General features: G+C 74.1%; 18 protein-coding genes and 1 pseudogene. 11 read left to right on the plus strand and 8 right to left on the minus strand.

Annotated elements, in window-relative coordinates:
- Nucleotides 1-34 precede the first annotated feature (34 nt).
- From MTF69_RS26460 to MTF69_RS26495, 8 genes are all read left to right on the plus strand, one after another.
- Complete coding sequence (locus tag MTF69_RS26460; protein WP_243338439.1) at nucleotides 35-820, plus strand: IclR family transcriptional regulator; 786 nt, start codon at nucleotides 35-37, stop codon at nucleotides 818-820.
- Nucleotides 821-935: 115 nt separating this feature from the next.
- The gene (locus MTF69_RS26465) at nucleotides 936-1928 is read left to right on the plus strand and encodes a hypothetical protein (RefSeq protein WP_243338441.1); all 993 of its coding nucleotides are present in this window, start codon (nucleotides 936-938) and stop codon (nucleotides 1926-1928) included.
- 11 nt (nucleotides 1929-1939) lie between these two features.
- Entirely contained in the window at nucleotides 1940-3343 is a 1404-nt protein-coding gene (locus MTF69_RS26470) for a sensor histidine kinase (protein ID WP_243338443.1), read from the plus strand.
- Between the two features lie 161 nt (nucleotides 3344-3504).
- Complete coding sequence (locus MTF69_RS26475; protein WP_279346284.1) at nucleotides 3505-4158, plus strand: response regulator transcription factor; 654 nt, start codon at nucleotides 3505-3507, stop codon at nucleotides 4156-4158.
- A 62-nt stretch (nucleotides 4159-4220) separates the two neighbouring features.
- Nucleotides 4221-5675: a penicillin-binding protein 2 gene (locus MTF69_RS26480; protein WP_243338445.1), complete on the plus strand. Its 1455-nt coding sequence runs from the start codon at nucleotides 4221-4223 to the stop codon at nucleotides 5673-5675.
- Between the two features lie 50 nt (nucleotides 5676-5725).
- Nucleotides 5726-6229 carry a GNAT family N-acetyltransferase gene (locus MTF69_RS26485; RefSeq protein ID WP_243338446.1) on the plus strand — a complete coding sequence of 168 codons (504 nt, stop codon included), beginning with the start codon at nucleotides 5726-5728 and terminating at the stop codon, nucleotides 6227-6229.
- Nucleotides 6230-6303: 74 nt separating this feature from the next.
- Complete coding sequence (locus tag MTF69_RS26490; RefSeq protein WP_243338448.1) at nucleotides 6304-7014, plus strand: DsbA family oxidoreductase; 711 nt, start codon at nucleotides 6304-6306, stop codon at nucleotides 7012-7014.
- Nucleotides 7015-7097: 83 nt separating this feature from the next.
- Nucleotides 7098-8156 (plus strand): aminotransferase class V-fold PLP-dependent enzyme, encoded by a 1059-nt coding sequence (locus MTF69_RS26495; protein WP_243338450.1) that lies wholly within the window; start codon nucleotides 7098-7100, stop codon nucleotides 8154-8156.
- A gap of 5 nt (nucleotides 8157-8161) precedes the next feature.
- Here the strand turns inward: MTF69_RS26495 and MTF69_RS26500 are convergent, their stop codons facing one another.
- Complete coding sequence (locus MTF69_RS26500) at nucleotides 8162-9253, minus strand: aminotransferase class V-fold PLP-dependent enzyme (protein ID WP_243338451.1); 1092 nt, start codon at nucleotides 9251-9253, stop codon at nucleotides 8162-8164.
- A 154-nt stretch (nucleotides 9254-9407) separates the two neighbouring features.
- Between MTF69_RS26500 and MTF69_RS26505 the strand changes: the two genes are divergently transcribed.
- Both MTF69_RS26505 and MTF69_RS26510 read left to right on the plus strand, forming a co-directional pair.
- Nucleotides 9408-10544, plus strand: coding sequence for an amidohydrolase family protein (locus tag MTF69_RS26505; RefSeq protein ID WP_243338452.1), 1137 nt, complete (start codon nucleotides 9408-9410; stop codon nucleotides 10542-10544).
- A gap of 355 nt (nucleotides 10545-10899) precedes the next feature.
- A complete protein-coding gene (locus MTF69_RS26510; RefSeq protein WP_243338454.1) occupies nucleotides 10900-11826 on the plus strand; it encodes an SCO1860 family LAETG-anchored protein in 927 nt (308 codons plus the stop codon).
- A 78-nt stretch (nucleotides 11827-11904) separates the two neighbouring features.
- Here MTF69_RS26510 and MTF69_RS26515 read toward each other — a convergent pair whose 3' ends face one another.
- Together MTF69_RS26515 and cobC are read right to left on the minus strand one after the other, a co-directional pair.
- Complete coding sequence (locus tag MTF69_RS26515) at nucleotides 11905-13179, minus strand: CapA family protein (RefSeq protein ID WP_243338456.1); 1275 nt, start codon at nucleotides 13177-13179, stop codon at nucleotides 11905-11907.
- 146 nt (nucleotides 13180-13325) lie between these two features.
- On the minus strand, nucleotides 13326-14762 hold the full coding sequence (cobC, locus tag MTF69_RS26520; RefSeq protein WP_243338458.1) for an Rv2231c family pyridoxal phosphate-dependent protein CobC: 1437 nt from the start codon (nucleotides 14760-14762) through the stop codon (nucleotides 13326-13328).
- A 119-nt stretch (nucleotides 14763-14881) separates the two neighbouring features.
- Between cobC and MTF69_RS26525 the strand changes: the two genes are divergently transcribed.
- Nucleotides 14882-15628: a ZIP family metal transporter gene (locus tag MTF69_RS26525; protein WP_243338459.1), complete on the plus strand. Its 747-nt coding sequence runs from the start codon at nucleotides 14882-14884 to the stop codon at nucleotides 15626-15628.
- Between the two features lie 26 nt (nucleotides 15629-15654).
- Here the strand turns inward: MTF69_RS26525 and MTF69_RS26530 are convergent, their stop codons facing one another.
- The 5 genes and pseudogenes from MTF69_RS26530 to MTF69_RS26550 form a co-directional block, all read right to left on the minus strand.
- Nucleotides 15655-17160 carry a cobyrinate a,c-diamide synthase gene (locus MTF69_RS26530; RefSeq protein WP_243338461.1) on the minus strand — a complete coding sequence of 502 codons (1506 nt, stop codon included), beginning with the start codon at nucleotides 17158-17160 and terminating at the stop codon, nucleotides 15655-15657.
- The gene (gene cobO, locus MTF69_RS26535; protein ID WP_243338462.1) at nucleotides 17154-17753 is read right to left on the minus strand and encodes a cob(I)yrinic acid a,c-diamide adenosyltransferase; all 600 of its coding nucleotides are present in this window, start codon (nucleotides 17751-17753) and stop codon (nucleotides 17154-17156) included. The genes MTF69_RS26530 and cobO overlap by 7 nt, the downstream gene beginning before the upstream one ends.
- Nucleotides 17753-19876 (minus strand): putative cobaltochelatase, encoded by a 2124-nt coding sequence (locus MTF69_RS26540; RefSeq protein WP_243338465.1) that lies wholly within the window; start codon nucleotides 19874-19876, stop codon nucleotides 17753-17755. The genes cobO and MTF69_RS26540 overlap by 1 nt, the downstream gene beginning before the upstream one ends.
- Nucleotides 19873-21680: pseudogene (locus MTF69_RS26545) on the minus strand (cobyric acid synthase). Before MTF69_RS26545 ends, MTF69_RS26540 begins: the two are co-directional and overlap by 4 nt.
- On the minus strand, nucleotides 21677-22663 hold the full coding sequence (locus tag MTF69_RS26550; RefSeq protein WP_243338469.1) for a cobalamin biosynthesis protein: 987 nt from the start codon (nucleotides 22661-22663) through the stop codon (nucleotides 21677-21679). Before MTF69_RS26550 ends, MTF69_RS26545 begins: the two are co-directional and overlap by 4 nt.
- Between the last annotated feature and the right edge of the window lie 42 nt (nucleotides 22664-22705).

Below are 22705 nucleotides of genomic sequence, written 5' to 3' on the forward strand. Positions count from 1 at the left end.
AGTGACAGCAAGAGACAGAGGGGCACCAAGGCGGATGACGACCACAGCTGAGGCGGGGGGCCCGGGGGCGCCGGCGGCCGTCAAGTCGGCGGTACGCACGGTCCAGTTGCTGGAGCACTTCGCTTCCCGGCCGGGGCTGCACAGCCTGGCCGACATCCAGAGCGACCTCTCCCTGCCCAAATCCAGCCTCTACATGCTGCTGCGCACCTTGGTGAACCTGGGCTGGGTGGAGACGGACGCGACGGGCACGCGGTACGGCATCGGCGTGCGGGCGCTGCTCGTCGGCAGCTCGTACATCGACGGGGACGAGGTGGTCGCGGCGGCGCGGCCCACGCTGGACCGGCTCTCCGACGACACGACGGAGACGATCCACCTGGCCCGCATGGACGGGACGAGCGTGGTCTACCTCGCGACCCGGCAGTCCCAGCACTACCTGCGGCCCTTCACCCGCGTCGGGAGGCGGCTGCCGGTGCACTCGACGGCGCTCGGCAAGGCGCTGCTGGCCACGCACACGGACGCAGAGGTACGCGCACTGCTGCCGCGGCGGCTCGAAGCCGTCACCGAGCACACCATCACCGACCGGGACCGCCTCATCGAGGAGCTGGCACTGGTACGGGAGCAGGGGTACGCGGTGGACCGGGAGGAGAACACGCTCGGACTGCGCTGCTTCGGAGTGGCGGTGCCGTACCGGACGCCGGCGCGGGACGCGGTGAGCTGTTCGGTGCCGGTGGCGCGGCTGACGCCGGGGCACGAACGGGGCATCAAGGCGGCGCTGTTCGCGGCGCGCGACCGGCTGTCGGTGGTGACGCGGCGGATGTGAGGCGGGCCGCAGGCGCAGGTGGTGCGGTGGACTGCCTGGTTCCTCCCCCGGGCGGGGGAGGCGGTTCCCCTTCAAGGGGGAGGTGGCGGGGGCGTCGAACCGGGACCGTTGAGGCATGACCACACGAGCGGTTCACCCGAGCGACACGACGTACGCCACGAGGCCGTCCGCGGCCCCCGTCATGGGGACCGGGCGGCGGATCATGCGGGCGGTGGCCCTGGCCGCCACCCTTCCGTACCTGGGCCTGAAGGCCGCTTGGCTGGGCGGGAGCCGCATCGGGATACCCGACGGCAGCGTGCTCCTGGAGCCCGGGCTGTTCTTCACCGTGGCCAACGCCGTCACGCTGGTCATGGACGCCACCGTGATCCTGATCGTTCTGGCGCTCACCCGCCCCTGGGGCATGCGGGTGCCGTCGTGGCTGCTGGCCATCCCCGTCTTCGCCGCCACCGGCCTGCTCACCCCGATCCTGACCGGGTTCCCGGGCCAGATGCTCGTCAAGGCGCTGGGCATGGGGGCGGACGAGGCGGCGGGGGCGGCCCAGGAGCCCTTCCTCGACCCGTGGGTGTTCAACGTCGTCTACGGCGGCTTCACGCTTCAAGGACTCGCCCTGGCCGGGCTGTTCGTGCCCTATGCGCGGGAGCGCTGGGGTCGGCGCTGGCAGGGCGTGCTGGGGAAGAGGCTCCCGTCGTCCACGGGGGTGGTGGCGGGAGCCTCGGCGGTGACGGGCACGGCGGTGGCCTCGGTGTACCTGTACTGGGCGTTCGGAGGCACGGCAGGGCTGACCGCGAAGCAGGTCGCGGCGTACTCCGCGGAGACGGGAGTGGTCAGCGCGGTCCACGCGATGTGCGCCCTCATCGCCGCCGCCGGGGCGCTGCTGCTGGCCCGGGGCGGAGAGCGACCGGTGCGAGGACCGCTGGCGCTCACGTGGATCGGGTCGGCGGCGGCGCTGAGCTGGGGAGCGTGGATGCTGATCGCCGTGCTGGGCCCGGACCCCGAGGGCGAACAGCCTTCCGCGATGCTCCACTTGGCCTACGCTGGCCAGATGATCACCGGAATACTCGGGGCCCTCGTCCTCACCCGGTTCCTCGCCTCCCGCCGCACGGTGTGACGCGGGTGGGGGTGACGGCGAGGGGGAGGGCCGGCCTGAGCCGGCTGCTGGGGGCGCGGGCCCGGCTGCGCTGGGTGCACCTGATACTCGGCGGGGCCCTGCTGATGCCGTACTTCCTGCTCACGCAGGTGGTGGTCGGGGGCCTCGGCAGCGGGAGCGACGCACGTACCTCCCTGCTGCTCAACTTCGCCGCCTATGCCCTGGCCCTGCCGATCGTCGCCGTGAGCGGGCTGTTCGGACTGGTCCGGCCGATGTCGGTGGCCGCGGTACGGGCCATGTGCGCGGTGCCGGGGGAGCTGCTGGCCGAGGGGCGGGCCCGGAGCTGGGCGGCCCGGGGGCGGGCCTCGGCCTGGTGGACCCTGCACCTGGGGGTCGGCGCACTGGTCAGCGGGATGAGCCTGGCGGTACCGCCCATGGCGGTGGTGCTGCTCGCCCTGCCCTTCGTGAGCGCGCTGCGGGAACTGCCGGTCGGGCTCGGCCCGTTCGACGCACAGGCCGAGCCGTACGCGGCCCCCCTGCTCGGGATCGGGTTGCTGGCCGGGCTCGTCCTGTGCGCCGCCGGGGCGGGGGCGCTGCTGGCCCGGCTGGCGCCCGTACTGCTCGGGCCGACGGCGGCGGACCGGCTGGCGGCCGCCGAGGAACGCGCCGCGGACCTGGCCGTGCGCAACCGGCTCGCCCGGGAACTGCACGACGCCGTCGGGCACGCCCTGAGCGCGGTCACCCTCCAGGCGAGCGCCGCCCGGCGGGTGCTCGACAGCGACCCCGGCTTCGTACGGGAGGCGCTGGCCGCGATCGAGGACACCACCCGGCGCACGGTGGGGGAGCTGGACGCCGTCCTCGGCCTGCTGCGCGAGGGCGACGGAGCGGGCGCCGGGGGCACCGGCCTGCCCGCCGCTCCGACGCTCGCCGCCGACCTCGACGGGCTGCTGGCCCGCAGCCGGGCCTCCGGGACCCCGATCACCGCCCGCCAGGACCCGGGACCGGCCGGTGACTGGGCGTGGCTTCCGGCGATCGCCTCCCGCGAGGCGTACCGGATCGTCCAGGAGGGGCTGAGCAACGCGCTGCGGCACGGCACGGGCCCGGTCGACCTGCGGATCCTCGTACGGGCGCGCGGTGGACACGGGGAACCGGGCGGGCGGGGCGAGTCCGGTGGAAAGGGTGAGTCCGGTGGGCAGGGGAAATCGGGTGGATGCGAGGAGCACGGTGGACACCAGAAGCACGGTGGGTACCAGGAACTGGAGATCACCATGACGAACGACGCGGCGGCCGCTCCGGGGGCCCGTACCACCGGGGGCCGCGGGCTGCACGGCGCCGCCGAGCGTGCCTCGCTGCTCGGCGGGCAAGTCGAGGCCGGGTGGCACGAGGGCCGGTGGCGACTGCGAGCCGTCCTCCCCCTCGGGGAGGGCGCCCGATGACGTCGCCGACCCCGCCGCCCCCGCCGCGGCTCCCGCCGCCGACCCTGTCGCCGCAGCTCCCGCCTACGCCCCCGCCGGCGGCCCCGCCTACGACCCCGCCGGAGGTCGCGCCGGTGGCCCCGCAGGTGACTGCGCTGTCGGGCCCGCCGGCCCGCCCGCCGCTGCGGCTGGTCGTGGCCGACGACGAGCGGATGGTGCGTACCGCCCTGCGGGTCATCCTCGACGCCGAGCCCGACCTGGAGGTCGTCGGGGAGGCGGCCACCGGAGCCGAGGCCGTGGCCGTGGTGCGGGCGCTCGCCCCTGACGTGGTGCTGATGGACGTGCGGATGCCGGAGATCGACGGCATCCGGGCCACCGAGCGGATCCTCGCCACCATGGCCGAGCCGCCCCGGATCGTGGTGGTCACCACCTTCGAGAACGACGCCTACGTGTACGAGGCGCTGCGCGCGGGAGCCGCCGGGTTCCTCCTCAAGCGGGCCGCCCCCGACGAGCTGACCGCCGCGGTCCGGCTCGTGGCCCGAGGGGACTCGCTGCTCTTTCCGGCGGCCGTCCGCTCCCTGGCCGCCGCCCACACCGCGCCCGGGGCCGGCCCGGCCGCCGCGCGCTGGGTCGCCCGGCTCACGGACCGGGAGGCCGACGTACTGCGGCTGATGGCCACCGGGCTCTCCAACCACGAGGTGAGCGAGCGGCTCGGGGTCGGCCCGCAGACGGTCAAGACGCACGTGGCCGCGGTCCTGGCCAAGACCGGCTCCCGGGACCGGACCCAGGCGGTCATCGCGGCGTACGAGGGGGGCTTCCTCATGAAGAAAGGCTGAGAACTCCGCCACAATCGGGGCAGAGCGGAACGGCTGGGACGGCCGGGACGTCCTTCTGGGGGATGAACAAGACGATCAGGCGTGCGTCGGTCTTCTGTCTGCTTCTGGTGCTGGCCCTTTTGGTGCGGGTCACCTGGGTGCAGGCATACCAAGGCCAGGCCCTCGCAGACGACACCAACAACCGGCGCAACCTCATCGGGAAGTACGAGAACCCGCTGGGGAACATCATCGTGGGCGGGGAGGCGATCACCGGTTCCAAGGACACCGGCGGCAAGGACTTCCGGTACAAGCGGACCTACACCGACGGGCCGCTGTACGCGCCGATCACCGGTTACAGCTCCCAGGCCTTCGGGTCGAGCATGCTGGAGGGCGTCTACAAGAACATCCTCAACGGCACCGACAACCGGCTCAAGACGATCATGGACACGCTCACCAACAAGCGGGCCGCCCCGGGCAACGTCCTGACCACGATCGACAAGGACGTCCAGAAGGCCGGCTGGGACGCGCTGCAGGGCAAGCAGGGCTCGGCCGTGGCCCTCGACCCGGCGACGGGCGAGATCCTCGCCGTCGTGAACAACCCCTCCTTCGACCCGGGCACCATCTCCGGCGCCGGAGAGGCGGAGCAGAAGGCCTGGGAGGAGCTCAGCGCCGACAAGGGCAAGGCCATGGAGAACACGGCCCTGCGCAAGCCGCAGGCGCCCGGATCCACCTTCAAGCTGGTCACCCTGGCGGCGGCCATCGAGAACGGCCTGGTCACGAACATCGACACGCCGACCGGGATCCCCGGCGACTACACGATCCCCGGGACGCGGACCAAGCTGCGCAGCGAGGTGGACGACTCGCTCTGCAACAACGCGACCCCCCGCAACGCGCTGAAGCTGTCCTGCAACAACGTCTTCGCGGACCTCGCCCACAAGCTCGGCCAGGACAAGATGCGCGCCATGGCGGAGAAGCTCGGCTTCAACGTGGTGCAGAAGACGCCCGTCTGGACCACCCCGTCCAGCAAGTACCCGACGGAGAAGATGTCGGTCGACCAGGTTGCCCAGACCGGTATCGGCCAGTTCGACGTCCAGGCCACCCCGCTCCAGATGGCCATGGTGACGGCCGCGATCGAGAACGGCGGCAAGCTGGTCTCCCCGCACGAGGTCTCCGAGGTCACCGACTCCAACGGCAACGTGCTGGAGAGCTTCAAGAACCCGAAGTCCGAGCAGGTGATGAGCGCGAAGACCGCCTCGATGGTCCAGGACGCCATGCGGACGGTCGCCACCGAAGGCGGCGGCAAGAACGTCCAGATCCCGGGCGTCGAGTCGGGAGCCAAGACCGGTACCGCCCAGCGCGGCGTGAACAACAGCCTGCCGCCGCTGGCCTGGTACACCACGTACGGAAAGATGAACGGCAAGCAGATCGCGGTCACCGTGGTGATCGAGAACTCGGACACCGACCGCTCCGAGATCGGCGGCGGCAAGCTGGCCGCCCCGGTGGCGCAGAAGATGATGCAGGCCTGGCTGAAGAAGTAGAACTGGGCCGCGCCGGGAACCGGCAGGATTCCCGGCGCGTTCTCCTTCCCATGATCAGGACCGCGCAGCCCGAAGACCTCGACGCCATCGCCGCCCTCCACACCCGGGCCCGCGCCACCTACTACCGGGGCCGGACAGCCGAAGAGGTCTATGGCGGCGCCGCCGAACTGGCGCGGACCCGTGAGGGCTGGTCCAGGGCGGTGGCCCGGGACGCGGCCGACGGCGGGGTGCTCTGCGCAGAGCGGGACGGCGAGCTCACCGGGGTGGCGGCCTTCCGCACCGCCGACGGCGAGACCACCCTCACCCAGCTGCACGTGGACCCCGTCCACTGGCGCCGGGGCACCGGGGCGGCCCTGCACGCCGCCTGCCTCGACGCCTGGCGCCGCGCGGGCATCCGCAGGGTCCGCCTGGAGGTCTACGAGCACAACCTCCGCGCCCAGGCCTTCTACGCCACCCACGGCTGGCTCCCGGACCCCGCCGGCGCCCGGGCCGCGGGCTCCCACCGCATCCTGTGGCTCACGGTGGACACGGTCGGGGACCCGTCCGAGGGATGACCCGTCCGGGGAATGAGACGCCGCCGCGGATGGTTGAACACGGAACAGTTGACTCCGTGGAGAGAAGAAGGAACATGCGCGTCGAGATCTGGAGCGACATCGCCTGCCCGTGGTGCTACATCGGCAAGGCCCGGTTCGCCAAGGGGCTGGCCGGCTTCGCACACCGCGAGGAGGTCGAGGTGGTCTACCGCTCCTTCGAGCTCGACCCGAACGGACCCAAGGGCCAGGTGGCGCCCGTCGTGGAGATGCTGGCCAAGAAGTACGGCCGCACCCTCGAAGAGGCCCGCGGCATGGAGGAGCACGTCGCCGCGAGCGCCCGCGCCGAGGGGCTGACATACCGCACCGAGGGCCGTGACCACGGCAACACCTTCGACATCCACCGCCTGCTGCACCTGGCCGCCGACCGCGGCCGCCAGGAAGAGCTGCTCGACCTCGCCTACCGCGCCAACTTCGGCGAGGAGCGCTCCGTCTTCGACCCCGAGGTCCTCGTGGAGCTCGCCGTCGAGGCCGGACTGGATGAGGCGGAGGCCCGCGCGGTGCTGGCCGACGAGTCGGCGTACGCCGCCGAGGTGCGGGCCGACGAGCGCGAAGCGTCCGAGCTGGGCGCGAACGCCGTACCGTTCTTCGTGCTCGACCGTCGCCTCGGGATCTCCGGGGGCCAGCCCGCCGAGGTGTTCACGCAGGCGCTGGAGCAGGCCTGGGCCGGCCGCGAGGTCCTCGTGCCCGCCGCCCCCGAGGGCGAGGCGTGCGAGCCCGACGGCGCGTGCGCGGTGCCGCGCCCGTAAGGCGTCGTCATAAGTAATCCTTTGGTATGGTGCGCCAAACTCGGCAATGGACTTTGGGGTGGTCCTGGCGCAGAGTGAAGGTCATGGACCTCCTTGCGCCCGAAGCCGTCCGCGACGAGTTCGCGCACTCCACCACCTATCTCAACACCGCCAATTGCGGGATCCTCCCGCGAGCCGCCGTCGCCGAGGTGCGGCGGCTCGCGGAGGCGGCCGGGGCCGGACTCCCGGCCGGCTTCGGCGACTTCGGCCGCGTCGAACGGGTCCGGGAGGCGTTCGCCCGCCTCGTCGGGGTCCGGGCGGACCGGGTGGCCGTCGGCTCGGCCGTCTCCACCCACGTCGGCCTGGTCTCCGCCTCCCTCCCGGCCGGATCCGAAGTCCTGTGCCCGGAGGGGGAGTTCGCCTCGGTCATCAACCCCTTCGTGGTGCGCGACGACCTCAAGGTCCGCTTCGCCCCGCTGGAGTCCCTCGCCGAAGCCGTCGGCCCGGACACCGCACTGGTCTCGCTGAGCGCCGTACAGTCCGCCGACGGGCGTACGGCGGACCTGGCGGCCGTACGCGCCGCGACCACCGCGCACGGGGCGCGGATGCTGGTCGACGCCTCGCAGGCGGCGGGCTGGCTGCCCTTCGACGCGAGCCCCTACGACTACACGGTCACCGCCGGGTACAAGTGGCTGCTTGCCTCGCGCGGGGTCTCCTGCCTCACGGTCTCGCAGGAGGCCCAGGACGCCCTGACCCCGCTGCACGCCGGCTGGGTGGCGCTCGCCGACATGTGGGACGCCATTTACGGCCCGCTGCGGGAACTGGCCCACGGGGCACGGCGCTTCGACGAGTCCCCGGCCTTCCTGGCCTACCACGCCGCCGAGTCCTCGCTGGCCCTGCTGGAGCGGATCGGCATCGACGCCGTCCACGCCCACGACACCGCACTGGCCGCCCGCTACCGCGCGGGCCTCGCCCGCCTGGGCCACGAGCCCGTCCCGGGCGGATCTCCGATCGTCTCGGTGCCGGGCCTGGCCGGCCGTCAGGCCTCCCTGCTCGCCGCCGGTGTGGTCACGTCCGCCCGCGCGGGCCATCTGCGGGCCTCCTTCCACCTCTACAACACCGAGGCGGACGTGGACCGGCTGCTGAACCTCCTGGAGGGCTGACCGGATCAGGCGGAGGGCGGGGCCGCCGCCGACCAGGCGGAGCCCGCCGCCGCGAGAGCCCCGGCCGGGTCCACCGACAGGGCCGCGGCCAGGGCCGTCAGGCAGGCGCCGACGGTGTCCGGGGAGGCCGCTGTGCCGTAGTGGTTGACCCGGACCATCTCCCGGGCCAGCGCGCCGCCGCCCGCCGCGAGCGGGGCCGCCGGATCCGCCGCCAGGGCCTTCGCCACCACCAGGGAGGCCTCCGGGACCCGCAGGGTGGTGGCCACCGGGGCCGCCGCCTCGTCCCGGCCGACGTACGGGGCGATGCCCAGCGCCACCGCGCCCGCGCGGGTCGCCGCCGCCGCGGCGGCGTGGCGGGCCGTCACCGCCGGCAGGCCCTCGGCGGCGATCCGGTCCAGGCAGGCCTCCAGCGCCAGCATCTCCAGCTGCGCCGGCGCGTGCGGCAGGGCCGTGCGCCCGCTGTCGATCCAGCGCTCCTTCCAGTCCAGCAGGGAGAGGTACGAGCGGCGCGGCGCCGAGGCGTTCTCCGCGAAGCGGGCCCAGGCGCGGTCGGAGACCGACACCGCGGAGACGCCCGCCGGTCCGCCCATCGCCTTCTGTGCGCCGATCACGCACAGGTCCACGCCCCAGGCGTCCGGCAGCAGCGGCTCCGCGCCCACCGAGGCCACCGCGTCCAGCATGAACAGCGCCCCGTGGGCCCGTACGGCCTCGCCGATCTCCGCCACCGGGTTGGTGTTCCCGGTGGCCGCCTCCGCGTGGACCAGGGAGACGAAGTCGATCTCCGGGTGCTCCGACAGGGCCCGGTCCACCTGAGCCGCGGACACGGCCGTGTCGAAGGGGACCTCCAGGTCCACGACGCTCGCCCCGCAGTCGCGCAGCCAGTTGCCGAAGGTGGTCCCGTAGGGGCCGGTCACCACGTTCAGCGCGGTCGAACCGGGCCGCGCGCCCGACCGGATGCACCCCTCCAGCGGCAGCAGGGCCTCGCCCTGGGTGATCACCACGTCGGCCCGGGTCCCGAGCAGCTCCGCGACCCCCCGCTCGATCGACGCGAAGCGCGCGGCGGTCAGGGGCGGAAGGTCCAGGAGGGGGTGGGTCACGGCGCCGCTCTCTTCGTTCTCTCGGTCTGGGGTCGTGCTCTGGGTCTGTGGTCGTGCTCCGAGTCCGGGACGGCTCTTGCGGTCCTGGGCCGTTCGTCCGGAAAAGTCCGGACCGACCTGGAGAGCCTACCGAGCCCGCGCATAGAGTGCGGCCATGAGCGACGAGGTCAACGGTGACGGCGCGAGTCCGGGGCTGCCGCACGTCAAAGGGCGGGTACTGCACGTCAAGGGGCGGGTACTGGTCGGGGCCGAGGAGGTCCGCGACGAGCTCTGGGTGGTGGGCGGCCGGATCTCCTACGAGCGTCCGCGCGGTGCCCGGGAGGTCACCGAGGTCACCGGGTGGGTGCTCCCCGGCCTGGTCGACGCGCACTGCCACGTCGGGCTCGACGCCCACGGGCCGGTGGACGCGGACACTGCCGAACAGCAGGCCCTGACCGACCGGGACGCCGGCACCCTCCTCATCCGTGATGCCGGATCCCCGTCCGACACCCGCTGGATCGACGGCCGCGAGGACCTGCCGAAGATCATCAGGGCGGGCCGGCACCTCGCCCGCACCCGCCGCTACATCCGCAACTTCGCCCACGAGATCGAGCCCGCCGACCTCGTCGAGTACGTCGGCCGCGAGGCGCGGCGCGGCGACGGCTGGGTCAAGCTGGTCGGGGACTGGATCGACCGCGAGGCCGGGGACCTGACGGCCTGCTGGCCGCGCGCCGAGGTCGAGGCCGCCATCGCCGAGGCCCACCGCCTCGGGGCGCGCGTCACCGCGCACTGCTTCGCCGAGGACTCCCTGCGGGACCTGGTCGAGGCGGGCATCGACTGCATCGAGCACGCCACGGGGCTGACCGAGGACACCATCCCGCTGTTCGCGGAGCGCGGGGTGGCCATCGTCCCGACCCTCGTGAACATCGCGACCTTCCCGAAGATGGCCGCGGGCGGCGAGGCGAAGTTCCCGCGGTGGTCGGCGCACATGCGCCGGCTGCACGAGCGGCGCTACGACACCGTCCGCTCCGCCTACGACGCGGGCATCGGGGTCTACGTCGGGACGGACGCGGGGGGTTCCCTGCCGCACGGCCTGGTCGCGGCCGAGGTCGGCGAGCTCGTCAAGGCCGGGATCCCGCCGCTGCAGGCCCTCTCGGCGACGGCCTGGGGCGCGCGCGAGTGGCTCGGCAGGCCCGGCCTGACCGAGGGCGCGCCGGCCGACCTGGTGGTCTACGAGGCAGATCCGCGGGCCGACGTACGGGCGCTGGCGGAGCCGCTGCGGGTGGTGGTGAACGGCACGGTGGTGGCCTGAGGGGCACGGGGCCGATGGGGCCGATGGGGCCGATGGGGCGCCCGAGGGTGCGAGGCCGATGGGGTGCGAGGGCGCCGGAGTTGACGGGGCGTGACGCCGGCGGCCGCGCGGTCGTTGTGTACGCCCGGCACGGGTCCCGGCGGACAGGATTCCCGGGATGAGAGGGAACTCCCGTTCCGGGTGAGGCGTATTTATTCGAACCTATGCCTGGAAACCACCCTTTGGGGTGAACTCACGTCGGGTTCACCCCTGTTCACTCTCAGTGCGTAAAGATTCCGGGGTCGAGGCCGTCGGCGCGCGCAATGTCCCCCATTGGCGGCGCGACGGCTCCCATCTCCCTGGGGGTTCCACCACCTTGAACAGCAACACCTTCCGCATGCCCGTGGCCGCGCTCGTCGCCACGGGAGCGGTTGCCCTCCTCGCCGCCCCGCCCGCCTTCGCCACCGGCTCCGCCGGTTCCACCGGATCCCGCCCGGGCGAAGGCAAGGCAAGCGCCGTCGTCCTGCGCACCACGCTGGACGTGGGCCTGCTCAACAAGACCGTGCACGTCCCGCTGAAGGCGACCCTCAACGAGGTCAGCGCCCCGGCGGACGCCGAGAAGACGGCGCTGACCGTCACCCTCGACGGGGTCGACGGAGGGAGGCCGGTGCGCATCCTGCGCGCCGACGTCGCCACCTCCAAGGCCACCGCCGACTCCCACCGGGCCGTGGCGGAGGCCAACCTCGCCAAGGCCCGGGTCCACGTACCGGGCCTGCCCCTGCTGTCCCTGATCCAGGTGGAGAAGGTCAGCTCCAAGGCCGTCTGCGAGGCGGGCAGGAAGCCGGTCGCCACCTCCAACGTCCTGGGCGCCGTGACCGTCCTGGGCAAGAAGGTCACCCTCTCGGCGGGCGGCCCCACCAAGGTCGAGGTCCCCAAGGTCGGCCTGGTGAGCCTGGAGCTCTCCGCCGCCGAGACCACCTCCACCACGGCCGCCGCGGCCGCGCTGCGGCTCAAGGTCTCGGTGAACCCCCTCGATCTGAACGTCGCCCAGGTCGAGGGCGAGATCGTGCTCGCCGAGGCCCGCTGCGAGTCCCCGGCCGCCCCCGCCCCCAGCGCCAGTGCTTCGAAGCTGCCCGAAAACATCAAGCCCCAGACGGGGACCGCGGGCGGCTCCGGGTCCCCGGCCGGCCTCGCCGAGACCGGAGGCGGCTCGCTCACCCCGTTCGTGACGGGCGGTGCGCTGCTCCTGCTCGGCTTCGGCGCCGCCGCACTGGTCGTGACCCGGCGGGGCAGGGCCTCGTAGGCCGGGGACGTGTCCTTCGGGGCGGGCGCCGGGGGTGGGGGCAGCCGCCGGGCCCGCACCGCCCGCCGCCGCCGCGCCCTACTTCGTCGCGCGCGTCAGTCCCTGCTCTGCGGCGCCGCGTGACATCACGGCCTTCGTGATCTCGCGGTCGGCGGCGGCGTACGCGCCGTCGCCGGAGGAGGCGGCTGCCTCGCAGGAGGTGCAGACGACGCGGAACGGCGGCCGCATGTCCGAGAACTGGGTGAGGTACTCGGCCTTCACCACCTCCCAGCGGCCCGGATGCGCGGCCGCCGGGGCGAAGGTGAAGCGGGGGACCGAGGACATGTTGCCGCGGGCCTTCTCGGCCTCGTAGAAGCTGGCCACCTGGTCGCCCATGCCGTACACCACCCAGGTGCCGTTGACCTTCTCGTACGGCTGCGGCACGTGGTTGTGGGTGCCGAGGATCAGATCGATGTCGGGGAGGCCGTCCGCCCCGCGCGAGGCGGTCAGTGCCCGGGCCAGGTCCAGTTGCTGCCGGTCCGGGGCGGTCTGCCACTCGGAGCCCCAGTGGACGCTGAGGACGACGACGTTCGCGCCGGCCGCGCGCGCGGCGCGGGCGTCGGCGATGATCCGCGCCGGGTCGATCAGGTTCACGGCCCAGGGCTTGCCGTCGGGGAGCGGGATGCCGTTCGTCCCGTACGTGTAGTCCAGTTGCGCGACCTCGGCCCCGCCGGCTTCGAGCAGGGCCGGGGCCTTGGCCTCCTCGGCGCCGCGGGCCGAGCCGACGTGGCGGATGCCGACGCGGTCGAGGTGGTCGAGGACGCGGGCGAGGCCGTCGTACCCGTCGTCCAGGGTGTGGTTCGAGGCGGTCGAGCAGCTGTCGTAGCCGGTGTCCTTGAGGGCGTCGGCCAGTTGGTGCGGGGCCTTGAAGAGGGGGTATCCGGTGTAGGGGCCGCCGGGCCGGCCGTACGGTATCTCGTGGTGGCATATCGCCAGGTCGGCGGCGGAGACGATGGGCTTGACCCCGGCGAGTATCTTCCGGAAGTCGTATCCGCCCTTCTCCGCGGAGTCGTCGGCGGCCCGCTGGATGATCGACGGGTACGGGATGATGTCGCCGGTGCCGACGAGGGTGAACGGCTTCCCGTCGGGCACTGCTGTGGCCGTGGCTCCGGCACCGGCACCGGCACCGGCTCCGGCTGTGGCTCCGGCCGCGGCGTCGCGGCCCGGACTCGCCGCGGCCCCCGGCTTGGCCCCCAGACGCTGTTCGGCCGACCCGCCGCCGTCCCGGCCGGCCAGGTGCGTCACGCCGTAGGCGGCGCCTCCCACCACGGCCAGTCCGGCCACGGCCGCACCTATCTTCCCGACTGTCTTCATCCCCGTACCCCCCGGTGTCGCGCGGTCGCTGCCTGCGAAAATAGTCGCGCACTGGTGAGGGCGTCCCCGTGTACGACTCACGGAAACGCGCCGTGGGGGTGAGGCCCGCGCGGGCGGGGGCGGGGCCCACCCCGGTGGTTGTGCCTTCAGCTCCTGGTCAGCGTGCCCGCGAGGGCCAGGTCGAGGGCCTGGAGGAGGCGGCCCGTCGTCGCGCGGTCGCGGACCGCCAGTCGCAGCCAGGAGCGGTCCAGGCCCGGGAAGGTGTCCCCGCGGCGCACGGCGAAGCCCAGCGCGCGCAGGCGGGTGCGGATCTCCGCCGCGCCCTCGACCCGGATCAGCACGAACGGCCCCGCCGCCGTCCCCGCCACCGATATCTCCTCGAACTCCGCGAGCCCCGCGAGCAGGTGCTCCCGGTCCACCGCGATCTGCCGGGCCGCGGCCTCCGCCTCGGCCAGCGCCGCGGGGGCCACGCACGCCTCGGCCGCCACCAGCGCGGGCGTGGACACCGGCCACAGGGGCTGCGCCGCCGCCAGCTTCGCGATCACCCCGGGCTCGGCCAGGACATAGCCGATGCGCAGCCCGGCCAGGCCCCAGGTCTTGGTCAGGCTCCGCAGCACCACCAGGCCCGGTACGTCCGTCCGCCCGGCCAGCGCCTCGCGTTCGCCGGGGACCGCGTCCATGAAGGCCTCGTCGACCACCAGGATCCGCCCGGGCCGGGCCAGCGCCGCCAGGGTCGCCGCCGGGTGCAGCACCGAGGTCGGGTTGGTCGGGTTCCCGACCACCACGAGGTCGGCCTCCTCGGGTACCGCCGCCGGGTCCAGCCGGAAGCCGTCGGCCGCCCGCAGCACGACCCGCTCCACCTGGTGGCCCGCGTCGCGCAGGGCCGCCTCCGGCTCGGTGAACTGCGGATGCACCACCACGGGCCGTACGGCGCCCAGCGCCCGCGCGATCAGTACGAACGCCTCCGCGGCGCCCGCGGTCAGCAGCACCCGCTCGACCGGCAGCCCGTGGCGAAGGGCCACGGCCGCGCGGGCGGAGCGGCCGTCGGGGTACGCGGACAGGACGTCGAGCGAAGCCGCGATCCGGTCCTTCAGCCACTGCGGCGGGGTGTGGGACCGTACGTTCACCGCGAGATCGACGAGCCCCGCGCCCCCGTCCGAGACCTCCGCGTCCCCGTGGTGGCGCAGGTCGTGGGTGTGGGCCGTGGCGACGGCGCAGGTCGCCGCCACCGACCGGCGCTTGGGCACGAGGAGTTCCCCGCCGCCGGCGAGTGCGGCCGCCTCCGCCACCGACGCGGTGCCGGCGGCCTCGCGGGCGGCGTCCGAGGGGTGCGGTACCGGGATCGCGGCCAGCCGCTCGGCGGGGTAGCTCAGCAGGGGCACGCCGAAACGTTCCGCCGCACCCGCGATCCCCGCCTCCAGCACCTTCCCCTCCACGGTGGCCAGGGCCGTCACCGACTCCGACGCCAGCCCGGCGCCGCGCAGGGTCTCCTCCACCAGCGCGCACACCTCCGCCACGGACACGCCCGCGCGGCCGCCGACCCCGACGACCAGTTGCGTCGCGTACTCGCCCAACAGGTTCACCCGTTCTCCGTCGTCGTGTTCGTGTTCGTGCTCGTGTGCGGCCGGCCCGTCAACCCTCCGTGGTCCGCCACCCGGGCGCGGAAGTGCGCGGGCGGCGCGGAGTCGGTATGCAGGGGCACATGGCCGTGATCGTGGCGTTGGGTGCGTTCCTGATGACCCTGGCAGGCGGATGGACGGCGCAGCGCGTCACCGACCGCCGCCACCTCGTGCTGGGCCTGGCCGGCGGGCTGATGCTCGGCGTCGTGGGCCTCGACCTGCTCCCGGAGGCCATGCACGCGGCCGGCGACGAACTGTTCGGAGTCCCGCTCGCCCTGCTGCTCTTCGTCGGCGGGTTCCTCGCCGCGCACTGCGTGGAACGCCTCCTGGCCGTCCGTCAGGCCTCCCACGGGGCCACGAACGGCGACGGGCACCCGGACCACGGCAAGAGGGTCCCCCAGGTCGGCCTGACGGCCGCCGCCGCCATGGTCGGCCACAGCCTCGCCGACGGGGTGGCCCTCGGAGCCGCGTTCCAGGTCGGCGGGGGGATGGGCGTGGCCGTGGCGCTGGCCGTCATCACCCATGACTTCGCCGACGGGTTCAACACGTACACCCTCACCCGGCTGTACGGGAACGCCCGTCGCAAGGCCCTGCTCATGCTCTTCGCGGACGCGGTGGCCCCCGTCGTGGGCGCCGCGTCCACTCTGCTGTTCACCCTTCCGGAGGAACCGCTCGGGGCCTACCTCGGCTTCTTCGGCGGCGTCCTGCTGTACCTGGCCGCCGCCGAGATCCTGCCCGAGGCCCACCACAAGCACCCCGCGCTGTCCACCCTGATGTGCACCGTGGGCGGAGTGGCGGGGATCTGGCTGGTCGTGGGCCTGGCGGAGTGACCGGGCCGGCCCCGGGCGTTTCCGGTTCACCGATGCGCTGCCGCTGCCGCTGCCTCGGCGAACCGCAGGGCCACGGAGGGCTCCGCCGCCCAGTGCGTGTGCAGGTAGCTGGCGTGCACCCCGTCCGCTACGAACCCCTCGACCCGGCGTTCCGGATGCGTGAAGCCCCACGCCGGTGCGGCGCCGGCGCCCGGCTCGATCACCGTCCGGTGGAACTCGTGCCCGCGCAGCCGGGTCCCGGCCGGTGCGAGGACGCTGTCGGAGACGGCGACCGCCTCGCGGTAGCCGAGCGTGAGCCGCTCCGACATCCGCGCGTCGGCGTCGAGCACCCCGCACATGGGCTTCCCGTCCAGCGAACGGGCCAGGTACAGCAGCCCCGCGCACTCCGCGGCCAGCGGACCGCCGGCCGCGGCGAAGGCGGCGACGGCCTTGCGGAGCGGCTCGTTGGCTGACAGCTCCGGGGCGTACACCTCGGGGAACCCGCCGCCGATCACCAGGCCGGTGGTGCCGGGTGGGAGCGCTTCGTCCCGGAGGGGGTCGAAGGTGACCACCTCCGCCCCGGCGGCGGTGAGCAGCTCCGCGTGCTCGGCGTAGGAGAAGGTGAACGCGGCCCCGCCCGCGACGGCGATGACAGGTGCGGCGCCGCCGCTGGGGCTCCGCCCCAGACCCCGCGCCTCAAACGCCGGCGAGGCTGATATTTGCCGCTGAGCGGCATCTTCCAGCCCGTCCGGCGTTTGAGGACCAGGTCCGGGCAGAGCCCGGTTTCGGGAAGGGGCGGGGTGGGGGAGAAGAACTTGGTCCGGAGCCCAGGCTTCGCACGCCAAGGCCGGGGCCGTCCTGGCCAAGGCCATCAGGGCCTCCAGGTCACAGCCCTGGCGGACCTGCTCGGCCAGGGCCGTCACGGAGTCGAGGGCATCCCGCCGCCGCTCGGCGACCGGCACCAGCCCCAGGTGCCGCGAGGGCGCGGCCACCTGCGGAGCCCGCCGCAGGACGCCGAGCACCGGCATCCCCGCTTCCTCCAGCGCCTCCCGCAGCATCACCTCGTGCCGGTCGGAGCCGACCTTGTTCAGGATCACGCCGCCGAGGCGCACCTGCGGGTCGAAGGAGGCGAAGCCGTGCACCAGCGCCGCCACCGACCGCGACTGCGAGGACGCGTCGACGACCAGCACCACCGGCGCCCGGAGCAGCTTCGCGACCTGCGCCGTCGACGCCAGTTCGCCCCGCCCCGCCGCCCCGTCGTAGAGACCCATCACGCCTTCGATGACGGCCAGATCGCATCCGGCGGCCCCGTGCGCGAACAGCGGGGCCACCAGATCCGGCCCGCACATGAAGGCGTCCAGGTTGCGACCGGGCCGGCCGGTGGCCAGCGCGTGGTAGCCCGGGTCGATGTAGTCGGGCCCGGCCTTGTGCGGGGACACGGCGAGGCCGCGCTCCGAGAAGGCCGCCATCAGGCCCGTCGCGACGGTGGTCTTGCCGCTGCCGGAGGAGGGCGCGGCGATGACCAGTCTCGGTACGTTGAACGAGGTCACCACTCGATGCCCTTCTGGCCCTTCTGGCCGGCGTCCATCGGGTGCTTCACCTTGGTCATCTCAGTGACGAGGTCCGCGAACTCCACCAGCTTCTCCGGCGCGTTGCGCCCGGTGATCACCACGTGCTGGGTGCCGGGACGGTTGCGCAGCACTTCGACGACCTCGTCGACGTCGATCCAGCCCCAGTGCATCGGGTACGCGAACTCGTCCAGCACGTACAGCTTGTGCGTCTCGGCGGCCAGGTCGCGCTTGACCTGCTCCCAGCCCTCCTTGGCCGCCTGCTCGTTGTCGAGCTGCGCGTCGCGCTGGACCCAGGACCAGCCCTCGCCCATCTTGTGCCAGACGACGGAGCCGCCCTCGCCGGAGGCGCCGAGCACCTTCAGCGCGTTCTCCTCGCCGACCTTCCACTTCGCCGACTTGACGAACTGGAACACCCCGATCGGCCAGCCCTGGTTCCAGGCGCGCAGCGCCAGACCGAAGGCCGCCGTCGACTTGCCCTTGCCCGGCCCGGTGTGGACGAAGACGAGCGGGCGGTTGCGGCGCTGACGCGTCGTGAGTCCGTCGTCCGGAACGACGGACGGCTGTCCCTGCGGCATTACGCGGCCCTCCTGAGGGTCGGGGATGGGGTACGTACGTTTTTGACGAGCCCGGCCAGCGAATCGGCCCGCAGCCCGTCGAGGGTGACGGCCGGGCCGCCCAGATCGGCGGCCAGTACGCCGGCCAGCCCGAGCCGGACCGGCCCCGACTCGCAGTCCACGACCACGGACGCGACCCCGCCGGCCGCCAGCAGCCGGGCGCTGCGCGCCGAGAGCTCGCGCGGCGTGTCATGGTGCGGGCCACCGACGGCGCCGGCCGAGGTGGCCCGCCCGTCGGTGACGACCACGAGCAGCGGCCTGCGGCTCGGGTCCCGCAGCCGTTCGATCCGCAGCACTTCGTGGGCCTTGAGCAGCCCGGCGGCGAGCGGGGTGCGCCCGCCGGTCGGCAGCTTCTCCAGCCGGGCCGCGGCGGCGTCGACGGAGGAGGTGGGGGGCAGGGCCAGTTCGGCCGAGGAGCCCCGGAAGGTGATCAGGCCGACCTTGTCCCGGCGCTGGTAGGCGTCGAGCAGCAGGGACAGCACGGCCCCCTTGACCGCGCTCATGCGCTGCCGGGCGGCCATGGAGCCGGAGGCGTCGACGAGGAACAGGACGAGGTTGCCCTCGCGGCCCTCGCGGGTCGCCTGCCGCAGATCGTCCTTGCGGACGACCAGCCCGCGCCCGGTGCGTCCGCGCGCCTTCTGGTGCGGGGCCGCGGCGTGGACGGTCGCCGCCAGGTGCAGTTTCGTCAACTGGCCGCGGGGGCGCTGGGCGCCGGTGGTGCGGCCGTGCGCGGTGCGGGCGCGCGAACGCCGCCCGGACGCGCCCTCGCCGAGACCCGGGACGCTGAGCATCTTGGTGCGGAACGGCTCGGCCGCCCGTACGGGCGCTTGCTCGGCCGGACCGTCCGTCGCCTCCTTCTCCTGGGCGGAGGGCTGCGTCTCGGGCTGCTGCTCGGGCTGCTGCTCGGGCTGGGCCGGGGCCTCCGACTCGGCCTCGGGCGCGTCCGGTCCGGACCCCTGCGGGGGTACGCCGCCCCCGCCGTCGGGGCCGCCGCCGTCCGGGCCGTCGTCCTGCGGACCTTCACCGGGCCCCTCCGGCTCCGGCTCCGGCTCGGGCTCGGGGTCCGGCTCGTCGTCGGGGAACCCGTCCAGGATCCGGTCCAGCTTCTCCTCGTCGAGACCGGGCGCGTCGAAGGGGTTGCGGCGGCGCCGGTGGGGGAGCGCCAGCAGGGCGGCCTGCCGCACGTCCTCCTTGCGCACCTCGGTCCGCCCGGCCCAGGCGGCGAGCGCGGTCGCGGTACGGGCCATCACGATGTCGGCGCGCATGCCGTCGACCTCGAAACCGGCGCAGGTCGCCGCGATCTGCAGCAGCGAGGTGTCACCGAGGCGCACCCGCGGGAGCAGCGCCCGCGCGGCCACCACCCGGGCACGCACCTCTTCCTCGTCCCCGGACCAGCGGCCCGCGAAGCCCGCGGGGTCGTCCTCGTAGGCGAGGCGGCGACGCACGACCTCGACCCGCTGGAGGGGCTCCCGGGAGGCGGCGACCTCGACGGTCAGGCCGAAGCGGTCGAGCAACTGGGGGCGGAGCTCGCCCTCCTCGGGGTTCATCGTGCCGACGAGGAGGAAGCGGGCGGCGTGCCGTACGGAGACGCCCTCGCGCTCGACGTAGGAGGCGCCCATCGCGGCGGCGTCGAGGAGCAGGTCGATGAGGTGGTCGTGGAGCAGGTTGACCTCGTCGACGTACAGGATCCCGCGGTGCGCGTCGGCCAGCAGGCCGGGCTCGAAGGCCTTCACGCCTTCGGCGAGGGCGCGTTCGATGTCGAGGGCGCCGACGAGCCGGTCCTCGGAGGCACCGACGGGCAGCTCCACCATGCGGGCGGGCCGCGCGGCGGCCGGTCCCGGCTCGTGGGGGCCGTCGGGGCAGGCGGGGTCCGGGGCGGTGGGCGCGCAGCTGAACCGGCAGCCGGGGACCACGTCCACCTGCGGCAGCAGGGTGGACAGGGCGCGGACGGCGGTGGACTTGGCGGTCCCCTTCTCACCGCGCACGAGGACACCGCCGACCGCGGGGCTCACCGCGTTGAGCAGCAGCGCGAGGCGCAGGTCGTTCTGGCCGACCAGTGCGGTGAACGGGTAGGGCGTGCTCATGCGGTGGCCCCTTCTGGAGCGTGGGTACGGATACGCGTGCGCGGGCCTCCTGGGGCTCCGCCCCAGACCCCGCGCCTCAAACGCCGGCGGGGCTGAATGTGGCCGGCGTCAGCCTGGACGTGCGGGCCACAGCCGAAAACCAGCCCCTCCGGCGTTTGAGGAGCGGGGGTCCGGGGGCTGGCCCCCGGGTACGGCGCCGCACGCGGCAACGGGTCCGGGGCGGAGCTCCGGGGAACGGGGGAAGGGCGGGTAGGGGACAGCCCCCGCAGGGCTGCGCCGCTCATGGCGCGCCCGGCGGGAGGAAGGGGAGGCCCGACGGGGCGCCACCCTCGATGAGCCGCATCAGGGCGCCCGTGTCCGCGTGCTCCGCGATCAGGTCGCCGAGGAGGTCGAGCTGCTCCTCCCGCAGGGAGGAGAACGACGTGTCCGGCGCCGGAACGAAGCGGCGGCCCGCAGCGGCCGCGACCTCGCGGAGGAACGCCCGGCGGAAGCCGTCCGACTCCAGCGAGCCGTGCCAGTGCGTGCCCCACACCTCCCCGACCCGGCACCCGTCCAGGAAGGGGGTCCCGCCCAGGACTTCGGCCACGCCGTGGTGGATCTCGTACCCCTCCACCGGCTCGCCCAGCGCCGAACCCACCGGCCGCGCCAGGGTCTTCTCCCGCTCGAAGCGGACCCGCACGGGAAGCAGCCCGAGCCCCGGCACGGAGCCGGCCTTCGACTCGACCTCGTCCTCGATGTGTTCGCCCAGCACCTGGAACCCGCCGCAGATGCCCAGGACCGGCCGGCCCTCGGCGGCCCGCCGGGCCAGCGCGTCCGCCAGGCCCCGCTCGCGCAGCCAGGCCAGCGCCTTGACCGTGCCACGGGTGCCGGGGACGACGACCAGGTCCGCGTCGGCCAGTTCCTCGGCCCGGTCCACGAACCGCACCACCACGCCCGGCTCCGCCGCCAGTGCGTCGACGTCCGTGAAGTTGGACATCAGCGGCACCGCGCAGACCGCGACCCGCAGCACGTCCTCGCCGACGGGCGGGGCGACCACGGATTCCCGTACCGCACCCCGCAAGGAGACCCGCAGGCCGTCCTCCTCGTCGATGCCCAGCCCGTGCTGGAAGGGGAGCACGCCGTACGTGGCGCGCCCGGTGAGGCCGCGCAGCATCTCCATGCCCGGTTCCAGCAGGGTGACGTCGCCGCGGAACTTGTTGACCAGGTAGCCCGCGATCAGCGACTGGTCCTCGGGAGACAGCAGGGCCGTCGTACCGAAGAAGGACGCGAAGACGCCGCCCCGGTCGATGTCGCCGACGACGACCACCGGGAACCGCGCGGCCCGCGCGATGCCCATGTTCACGATGTCGGTCCGGCGCAGGTTGATCTCGGCCGGGCTGCCCGCCCCCTCGCAGATCACGGCGTCATACGTGCCCCGCAACTGCTCCAGGCAGTCCGTGACGATGCCGAGCAACTGCTCCTGGCGCCCCCCGTGGTAGCCGCGCGCGCTCATCTCGCCCACCGGCTTGCCCAGCAGCACCACCTGGCTGCTCCGGTCGCTGCCGGGCTTGAGCAGCACGGGGTTCATCAGCGCGGTCGGCTCCACGCGGGCCGCCTGGGCCTGCATGGCCTGCGCACGGCCGATCTCGGCGCCCTCCCTCGTCACGAAGGAGTTCAGCGACATGTTCTGCGCCTTGAACGGGGCCACCTTCACGCCCTGCCGGGCCAGCCACCGGCAGATGCCCGCCGTGACCACGCTCTTGCCCGCGTCCGAGGTCGTACCGGCGACGAGGAGACCCCCGCCGCGCTTCGCGCCGCCGCTCATGCGCGCCGCCCCTTCTTCTTCGTGTGCGCCATACGGGAGACCAGCGTCTGGGCGACCAGCGTCCGGGCCGCCACACAGGCCCCCAGCGCCACCCACGTCACCTGGCGCGACAGCCGCACCGCCCGTTCGATGTCGGCGACCTCCACGGGCCGCCCGGCCGCACCGTTGAGCACGGCCCGGTGCTCGACCCGGCCCGCGTACGCCAGGGTCCCGCCCAGCCGTACGCCCAGCGCCCCGGCGAAGGAGGACTCCACGGGCCCCGCGTTGGGGCTCGGGTGCTTGGCGGCGTCCGCGCGCCAGGCCCGTACGGCCCCCCGGCGGTCGGGCCCGGCCAGTACGGCGGCCAGGGCCGTCAGCCGGGCGCCCGGCCAGCCGGCCACGTCGTCGAGCCGGGCGGAGGCCCAGCCGTAGCGCAGGTGGCGGGGAGACTTGTGGCCGACCATCGCGTCCAGGGTGTTCACGGCGCGGAAGGCGAGCAGCCCGGGGACGCCCGCGACGGTGCCCCACACCAGGGCCCCGACCACGGCGTCGGAGGTGTTCTCGGCGACCGATTCGACGACCGCGCGGGCCATCTGCTGCTCGTCCAGCGCCTGCGGGTCGCGCCCGCACAGGTGGGGCAGCCGCTCGCGGGCCACTTCGGCGTCCCCGGCGGCGAGCGCCCCGCCGATGGCGCGGGCTTCCCGGCCCAGCGAGGTGCCGCCGACGACGGCCCAGGTGGCGGCGGCGGTGAGGGCGATGCGGGCGGCCGCGGGCCGGGAGCGCACGGCGCGGGCGCCCAGCGCGCCCACGGCGGCCGCGCCTCCGGCGCACAGCAGGGTGTGCAGGGCGCCCCGCGCGCGGTCGTCGCGCCACAGGGCGCGTTCGACGGCGGCGGCGGCTCGTCCGAAGGCGGCCACGGGGTGCCCTCGGCGCGGATCCCCGAGGATCCGGTCGCCGATCAGGCCCGCCGTGACGCCGTACGCGAAGACGCGATCGGCACGCATGGTGGCAGGTATGTCCTCACTCAGGGTCCGCGCCCTGGTTCG

The organism is Streptomyces sp. AP-93 (genome assembly GCF_022808175.1).
GTDB lineage: Bacteria > Actinomycetota > Actinomycetes > Streptomycetales > Streptomycetaceae > Streptomyces.